Raw genomic sequence first — 933 nt, 5'->3', positions numbered from 1 at the left:
TCTTTTTATTCCGATAAACCTGAGATAGCTTTGGTGATTGGTGAACCTTACGAGGCTATGCGTCAGCGCTCCAGTGCCGATATTGATCCACACCTTCCGGGTAAGATTTGGCATAATATTCCCAAAACAGATGCACGATTACGCTTTATCGACCCGAAATATGGATTTGTTACCCCCCCAGCCCGATTCTTTGCTGTCCTATACGCAGATGATGTCATCACTAGTGTACGCATGTCACCGCAAATTGAGCCGTTGCTCTACAATGATTCGATTAAAATTGTATTGGATTTACAAGATCAGTGGCGTAAAACAGGTTGGGTTATGGTCAAAGGGTATAAGCCCTTGGTAAATACACCAGAATTGCATGAAAATATTCGTCGTATGAAAGGTGGTGCAGGAACGACCTATTGGCAAGCTGGTGATCAGTATCAGATCAAACTGAATTTGAGGCGTTTTAAAGACGACAGGCATCCCGATGAAGAGCGGTATTTGATCACACTAGTGATTTCCAAACCGTGGTAATCAGGGAATAGCACAAACCAAAGTGGGTGCGAAAATACCATCTTCCTACACCCACTTTTCAGGATAATGCTTCAGGATGAGGTGTAGAATGAATTTATTACAACGAATAGAGCGGCGACGTGGCTTAATCTTTGCATTATTAATCGTTCTCTGTCTGGCTGGCATCTATCTTTATCACTCCTTTTATTCCAATAAACCAGAGATAGCGTTGGTGATTGGTGAACCTTACGAGAATATGCGACAGCGTTCCAGTGCCGCTATTGATCCGCACCTTCCGGGGCATGCTTGGTACAACGTCCCAAAAACGGATGCGCGTTTGCGCTTTATTGACCCAAAGTATGGATTTGTTACCCCTCCTGCCCGTTTTTTTACTGTTAGCTTTCTTAGGAATGGAATAATCAATAGCGTACG

At 43.7% G+C, this 933-nt stretch carries 1 protein-coding gene and 1 pseudogene; both read left to right on the top strand.

Annotated elements, in window-relative coordinates; translation table 11 throughout:
- A partial coding sequence (locus tag FE394_RS16270; protein ID WP_319927404.1) for a hypothetical protein occupies positions 1-522 on the top strand: 522 nt, incomplete at its 5' end.
- Positions 523-610: 88 nt separating this feature from the next.
- Positions 611-933: pseudogene (locus FE394_RS16265) on the top strand (hypothetical protein); the annotation flags it as partial.

The organism is Xenorhabdus littoralis (assembly GCF_033949345.1).
Classification (GTDB): Bacteria; Pseudomonadota; Gammaproteobacteria; order Enterobacterales; family Enterobacteriaceae; genus Xenorhabdus; species Xenorhabdus littoralis.
The sequence above is the reverse complement of the archived record's forward strand: the minus strand, read 5'-3'. Positions and strand labels throughout refer to the sequence as shown.